Source organism: Peterkaempfera griseoplana, assembly GCF_001418575.1.
Lineage (GTDB): Bacteria > Actinomycetota > Actinomycetes > Streptomycetales > Streptomycetaceae > Peterkaempfera > Peterkaempfera griseoplana.
The window spans coordinates 1-6,482 of the sequence record NZ_LIQR01000560.1; the positions used below are offsets into that span (position 1 = coordinate 1).

Sequence of the window (6,482 nt, forward strand, 5' to 3'; positions counted from 1 at the left end):
CGGCACGGGGGCGGGCGGCAGCAGATCGGCGGACTCGTCGGCGGGCGCCCCGAGGGGCGTGGTGCCGAACAGTTCGGCGGCGCGGGCCTGGTGCCGGTGGTCGAGGCCGTCGGCGGCGGCGCGCAGCTCGGGCAGCACTCCGTCGCCCGCGTGCTTTATATGACGTGCCATCAGACTCAGGGCGCGCTCCTGGATCGCGGTGTCCTCGTGGCCGAGCGCGTCGGCGGCCGCGAGCACCACCGCTGCCGCCTGCGAGCGGTCGCGGCGGCCGGCCCGGTCCAGCCAGGAGAGCTGGGCGCGGACCAGCTTCTTCTCGCTGCGGAAGAGCACGGCCCGGGAGGCCTCGGTCAGCTGCTCGGCGTCGATCCGGCCCGCGTCGTCCAGCGCGACCAGGACCTGCTGGGCGTGTCCGGCGACCGTGGAGTGGGCGTCGGGGAGCAGCCGCAGGTAGGTCGGCACACGGTCCGCCTGCTCGTCCGGGGTCGGCGCGAGCGCCTCCAGGACATCCAGGAAGCTGCGCATCTCTCCGGGGCGTCCGCCGCGCAGCAGTCGGGCCAGGCAGCGGTCGATCAGGTCCGCGCGGTCCAGCACGCCCTCCTCGGCGAGCCGGGCGAGCGCCCCGGGCCAGGTGTCGTCGGCGTGGTCGCGCCGCCACCGCGCATTGAGGAGGGTGCCGATGTCGGCCACCTCGAAGAGCCGGGGTGCCAGTACGGGAAGCCAGCTGTCGGCCCGCAGCCGTTCCACCAGTGTGGTGCCGGACGGCAGGGCCGCCCGCCAGCTCTCCCCGGCCGCATCCGGTCGGCGGTGCTGCCAGCTGCGGTCCTGGGCCCAGCGGCTCACCCAGGGATCGGAGGTCGGCACGGCGCTGCCGGTGGTCCGCAGCAGATACTCCACCAGCGGATACTCACCCCAGCCCCACGCGGACTCCGGGCGGTCGGCGAGCCGCCAGGCCACCGTTTGCTGCCATGCCGGGTCGTGCGCGGCGAAGACCCTGATGAGCGCGGGGAAGTCGGACTCCGCAAGGCCGTCCCGGGTACCGCGGGCGATCCACTGGGCCGCCGCCACCGCCCCGGTGGTGCAGCCCGCGCCGGCCAGCAGCAGCGCCGCCCTCTGCCGTCGGACCGCGTCTCCCCACTGACCCCGGAGCTCCTTGCGGATCTCCTTGAGCTGCGGCAGGCAGCCGCGGCGGGCGGCCTGGTCCAGCTCCGGCAGCAGCCGCAGCACCTCTTCGGCGCGGCCCTCCCGGACGGCCGTCACCAGCCGCATGCCTGGGGCGGCCGGCGGAGCGGCGTCCTGCGGAGCCGTGCCGGTGCCCCGCGGGACCATCCTGGCCAGCGCCCCGGCCATCCGGGACCGCAGCCCGCCTGCGGGGTGCTCACTGCCGGAGTCGGGGGCCGCCTGCGGGGCGGCGTCGGTGGTGGACATGGGAGCCTGCCTTGCTGCTCGTCGGGAGCGGTCGGTCGGTGACATGGGAGGACGGGAGGACGGGGGGACGGGGTCGCGGTGCCCGGTCGGTGGCTGCGGGCCCGGTGGCCCGGCGGTGGCGACGGCGAGGTCAGCGCGAGGGCGGGGCCGGGGTGTTCGTGGAACCAGCGGGTGAGCCTGCCGGAAGGGGTGTGCGGGCCGCGCTTCACGACCCGGCCGGGGTGAGCGCGCAGCGCCGCACACCGTCCGGTGCCCGTGCCGCCGGGCACCCGGGGGGAGGGACGCCGCCGGTCAGCCTGCGGTGCGGCGCAGGATGCGGACGGCGAGGACGTGTTTGCAGGGCCCGCGCCCGCCCCGGTACTTGGCCCACCACAGGCAGGTGCAGCTGAGCCGCCCGTCCGCGGAGCGGACCCGATGGTGGTGGTCGTCCACGGTGACGGTGGCCAGGGCTTCGTCGTCCAGCCGTACGGCGCCCGCGTCCAGCAGGGCCCGCGCTGCGCGCAGCCGGGGGTTGTGGCGCTCGGCCCGCTCGGCGTCGTAGGGGAGTTCGCGATGGAAGTGGGCGGCCTCGGCGGTGTCGTAGCCGATGCGGCCCGCTGTGCCGAGGCGGGTGAGCGCCGCCCGTACCCGCTCGGGGGTCAGTCCGGACTGAGCGGCGAGGTCCGCCACATCGACCCTGGGCTCCCAGGCGAGCAGCACGGAGACCAGCTCGGCGTCCTCGGCCGCCTCGCCGGTGGCCAGGGCGTCCAGCACCGCCCCCTCTCCCGAGAAGCCGCGCGAGGCGTCCGGGGAGAGGGTCAGGGTGAGTCGCATCCCGGGCAGTTCGACCTCCCAGGCGGAGGCGGCGGACGCGCCGTGGGCGGCGACGGGGGGCCCGTACACCCGCAGGGCGAGCGCATGCCGCAGCACCCGCTGCAGGGCGGCCAGCCGCTCGGGGCCGGGGAGGCAGACCGCACCGGGCACCGGCCGGGTGGTGGGTCGCAGCGTACGGCCGGCGGGCACCACCCACTGGGCGCCGCCGGAGGCACCGCGTGCGCCGCCGCGCGGCAGGGCGCGCAGGAAGCGCACGGCCTCGGCCGCGGGGAGTTCGGCACGCAGGTCGAAGCCGGCGGCGATGACCTGGGTCTCGGCGAAGCCGCGCAGCCAGCGGTCGGGCAGCGGGACCTTCTTCTCGACCACCGGCCCGTCGAAGGTGGTGACGGTGAGGTCGTCCGGTCCCACCCTGAGGTGCAGCGGGTCGGCGGAGCCGATGCGGGCGAGCGCATCCCGTAGCGGGTTGTTGACGTCCACATTGGTGGTGCCGTGGCCGATGTCGTCGCCGTCCAGGCCTGCGGAGAGCACGTCGAGCCGTGCGTAGACACCGCAGCAGCCGGAGAAGGACTCGAACCGCAGCCGGTCGCCGTTGCCGGTGACCACCGGGTCCAGGGAGGCCGGCAACAGCGGGCGGTAGTAGCGGGCGGCTGCCACGTCGGCCACCGCCAGCAGGGCCGCGGCGGCGGCCTGGGGGCTGGTGAGGAAGCCGTCGAAGAAGCGCGGGTGGGCGACGAGGCCCGCGGGGGTCGCCCCGCCGGAGGTCTCCAGGGCCAGGCTGCTGCCGCCGGGGGCGCTCTGGACAGCGGACGGGCGGAGATAGGCGTACGTTTGTACGGCTTGCGTCATGGCCGGAAACATAGGCGAGCCCACTGACAGCCCCTCGGCGCGCGGCGCCGTCCGTGCACCTTTCCCGGCAGCCACGGGCCCGTGTTCCGCAGCTTCCGGAAGGCCTCCGACACGTTCGGGTGACATCCGGCCTCCACCAGGCCCGGTGCCCCGTCCCCGGTGTGCGCCGGATGCCTCACCGGGCGCCACCCACGTTCCGCCGCTCCGGGGCCCGCCGGCCCCCTGCCGAGTCCTCATCTCAGATGTGAGATACGGTTCTGGTGTGACAGATGACTACCTCGCTCGCATCGGCAGGCTCATCCGGGACGCCCGCAAGCACCGGGGCTGGACCCAAATGCAGCTGGCGGAGGCGCTGGCCACCAGTCAGAGTGCGGTCAACCGCATCGAGCGCGGCGGGCAGAACATCAGCCTTGAGATGATCGCCCGCATCGGCGAGGCCCTGGACAGCGAGATCGTCTCCCTGGGATACGCGGGTCCGATGCATCTGCGGGTCGTGGGCGGGCGCCGCCTCTCCGGCAGCATCGACGTCAAGACCAGCAAGAACGCCTGTGTCGCCCTGCTGTGCGCCGCCCTGCTCAACTCGGGCCGGACCACCCTGCGCAGGGTGGCGCGGATCGAGGAGGTCTACCGGATCCTGGAGGTGCTGGCCAGCATCGGCGTCCGCACCCGGTGGATCAACGGCGGCCGGGACCTGGAGATCGACCCCCCGGAGCAGCTGCGGCTGGCCGAGATGGACACCGACGCCGCGCGCCGCACCCGCAGCGTCATCATGTTCCTGGGTCCGCTGATGCACCGCGCGGACCGCTTCCGCATCCCGTACGCGGGCGGCTGCGACCTGGGCACCCGCACCGTGCAGCCGCATGTCAGCGCGCTGCGCCACTTCGGCCTGGAGATCACCGCGACCGGCGGCATCTACCACGCCGAGGTCGACCGGGGCGTCTCCCCGCAGCGCCCCATCGTGCTGACCGAGCGCGGCGACACCGTGACCGAGAACGCGCTGCTGGCGGCGGCCCGCCACGACGGCGTGACGGTGATCCGCAACGCCAGCTCCAACTACATGGTGCAGGACCTCTGCTTCTTCCTCGAGGAACTGGGCGTCAAGGTGGAGGGCATCGGCTCCACCACCCTGACCGTGCACGGTATGCCGCGGATCGACCGCGATGTGGACTACTGGCCGTCCGAGGACCCGGTGGAGGCGATGAGTCTGCTCGCAGCCGCGGTGGTGACCTCCTCGGAGCTGACGATCCGCCGGGTGCCGATCGAGTTCCTGGAGATCGAGCTGGCGGTGCTGGAGGAGATGGGTCTGGACCACGAGCGGGGGCACGAGTACACCGCCGACAACGGCCGCACCAGGCTGATGGACCTGACGGTGCGCCCGTCGAAGCTGCGCTCCCCCATCGACAAGATCCACCCGATGCCCTTCCCCGGGCTCAACATCGACAATGTGCCGTTCTTCGCAGCGATCGCGGCCTCGGCCCAGGGGTCCACGCTGATCCACGACTGGGTCTACGACAACCGGGCCATCTACCTCACCGAGCTCACCCGGCTCGGCGCCGCGGTCAAGCTGCTGGACCCGCACCGGGTGCTGGTCGAGGGTCCGACCCGGTGGCGTGCGGCGGAGATGATGTGCCCGCCCGCGCTGCGGCCGGCGGTGGTGGTGCTGCTGGCGATGATGGCGGCTGAGGGCACCTCGGTGCTGCGCAACGTCTATGTCATCAACCGCGGTTACGAGGAGTTGGCCGAGCGGCTCAACTCGGTCGGCGCCCAGATCGAGATCTTCCGCGACATCTGACGCCCGAACCGGCCGGTCCGGGCCGGCGCCGCGGCCCGGACCGGTGGGCACCGCAGCTGCGGAAACGGGCCGCGCCTCGGTCGCGGACTGCCGCGCCGGCCTCAGCACACGAGAAGGCCGGGCAGTGACGCAGCCTGCACTGCCGGCGGCGGTCTTGACGGTTCGGCGTCCGTCCTGGACGTCGTGGGTTACCTTCCTGCCATGCCCGACCGTTTCCCTGAGATCACCTCCGTCGAGGAGTTCATACGGCTGCGTCTGAGTGAGGACCCCGCCGAGTACGACCGCTCGGCGTGGGCGGCGATGCCGCTGCCGGTGTGGTGGGAGCTGGTGCGCAACCATCCGGAGATGCGGTTCTGGGCCGCCCACAACCGCACCGCGCCCGTGGAGATCCTCGCCGAGCTGATCCGGGACGCGGACTGGCGGGTGCGCTCGCGGGTGCTCAGCAAGAACGCAGGCCCGCCCGAACTGCTGGAGCAGTCGGTGGACGACCCCCATGACGCTGTCCGCCACACCGTCGCCGCACACCGCAACTCTCCCCGGACAGCGGTGGCCCGGCTGGTCAACGACCCGTGGCCGGTGATCGCCGAGCAGGCACGGGCCCGGCTCGCCTCCTGGCCAGAACCGGCCCCACCGGCCTGAGCCCGGCATCGAACCACCTTCCGCCGGTAGTACGCACCGGACCTGCGGACGATCAGCCCTTTGCGGATGATGCGAGGGACGGCGGTGATCAGGTCGTCGCCGTAAAGGACCCGCGCCCGAGGCGCCACGACCCCCGGCGCGAAGGTCCTGACGGCCACCGAATACCCCTGGCCGGCCCGCCGGTTGGCCGAAGCTCTCGAACGCGCTCGGGGTCGCCGACTCGCGGGGTCAACGCCTCCCGGGCCGGGCGGTCCGGCGGCGGCGCCGGGCTGCCCACCGCGGCAGCCCCGGCGCGGACCGCAGCCGGCGGGGGATCACGGCCTCGGCGGATGGGCCCACCCGTCGTCGGCGCTCCTCGCCAGGCCCGCAGCCCCGACCGCGGTGCCCGGCCGGGCGAGCCAGCGCTGCTCCGCGGAGCCCGTACGCACCTTGAGCACCGCTTCGGCACCGTCGCCCCGGGTGAGCGGGGTGAGGGCGAGGGTCGGCGCGATCCTCGGCACCAGCAGTCCCTGGACGGTCAGTTCGTAGCGCAGCCGGTCCGCCGTCCCAGCGGTGGGGCAGGGGCCCAGGCCGGCGCCCAGCGACGGGTCGCCGCGCGAGTCCAGGCAGAGCCGCGGGTCGCCCAGGTTGCGCAGCAGCGCATCGGCGCCGTACGCCCACTGCTGGGTCGCCGCGCCGTCGCAACGGACCGCGACCACGTCGGCGCCCTCCTGGGCCGAGCCGCCCCGGACGTCCAGGCAGCCGCCGGTGGCCGCGTTGCGCAGCTCCGTGCGGAAGGTACCGGGTGCGGGCTCGGGGAGCAGGGTGCCGGCCGGAGCGGTGGAGCCGGTCGGGCCGGGCGGGGCAGCGGTGGTGGCGAGCCCGGTGGCGGCGCCGACCGCGCCGCCGTGCGGGTCGGCGCCCGCCTCGGTGACCCGCAGCGTGGCGGCGACCACCACGGCGGCGGCCAGGCCGATCAGCACCGCCG

General features: G+C 74.4%; 5 protein-coding genes. 2 read left to right on the forward strand and 3 right to left on the reverse strand.

What is annotated here, in order from left to right; translation table 11 throughout:
* Both AOK09_RS32540 and AOK09_RS32545 read right to left on the reverse strand, forming a co-directional pair.
* Positions 1 to 1,425: DUF6493 family protein (locus AOK09_RS32540; RefSeq protein WP_245687589.1), on the reverse strand; the 1,425-nt coding region annotated here is incomplete at its 3' end.
* Positions 1,426 to 1,716: 291 nt separating this feature from the next.
* Positions 1,717 to 3,084 (reverse strand): SWIM zinc finger family protein, encoded by a 1,368-nt coding sequence (locus AOK09_RS32545; RefSeq protein WP_055590816.1) that lies wholly within the window; start codon positions 3,082 to 3,084, stop codon positions 1,717 to 1,719.
* 262 nt (positions 3,085 to 3,346) lie between these two features.
* On the opposite strand from AOK09_RS32545, the gene AOK09_RS32550 reads away from it, so the two are divergent.
* Both AOK09_RS32550 and AOK09_RS32555 read left to right on the forward strand, forming a co-directional pair.
* Positions 3,347 to 4,876 carry a helix-turn-helix domain-containing protein gene (locus AOK09_RS32550; protein ID WP_055590817.1) on the forward strand — a complete coding sequence of 510 codons (1,530 nt, stop codon included), beginning with the start codon at positions 3,347 to 3,349 and terminating at the stop codon, positions 4,874 to 4,876.
* Between the two features lie 201 nt (positions 4,877 to 5,077).
* Positions 5,078 to 5,515, forward strand: coding sequence for a hypothetical protein (locus AOK09_RS32555; RefSeq protein WP_055590818.1), 438 nt, complete (start codon positions 5,078 to 5,080; stop codon positions 5,513 to 5,515).
* A gap of 314 nt (positions 5,516 to 5,829) precedes the next feature.
* Here AOK09_RS32555 and AOK09_RS32560 read toward each other — a convergent pair.
* Positions 5,830 to 6,482: RICIN domain-containing protein (locus AOK09_RS32560; RefSeq protein ID WP_169797092.1), on the reverse strand; the 653-nt coding region annotated here is incomplete at its 5' end.

Excerpts from the sequence above, each read along its gene's own strand:
- AOK09_RS32555 (WP_055590818.1), top strand. The coding sequence starts at position 5,078 with ATGCCCGACCGTTTCCCTGAGATCACCTCCGTCGAGGAGTTCATACGG.
- AOK09_RS32545 (WP_055590816.1), bottom strand. The coding sequence starts at position 3,084 with ATGACGCAAGCCGTACAAACGTACGCCTATCTCCGCCCGTCCGCTGTC.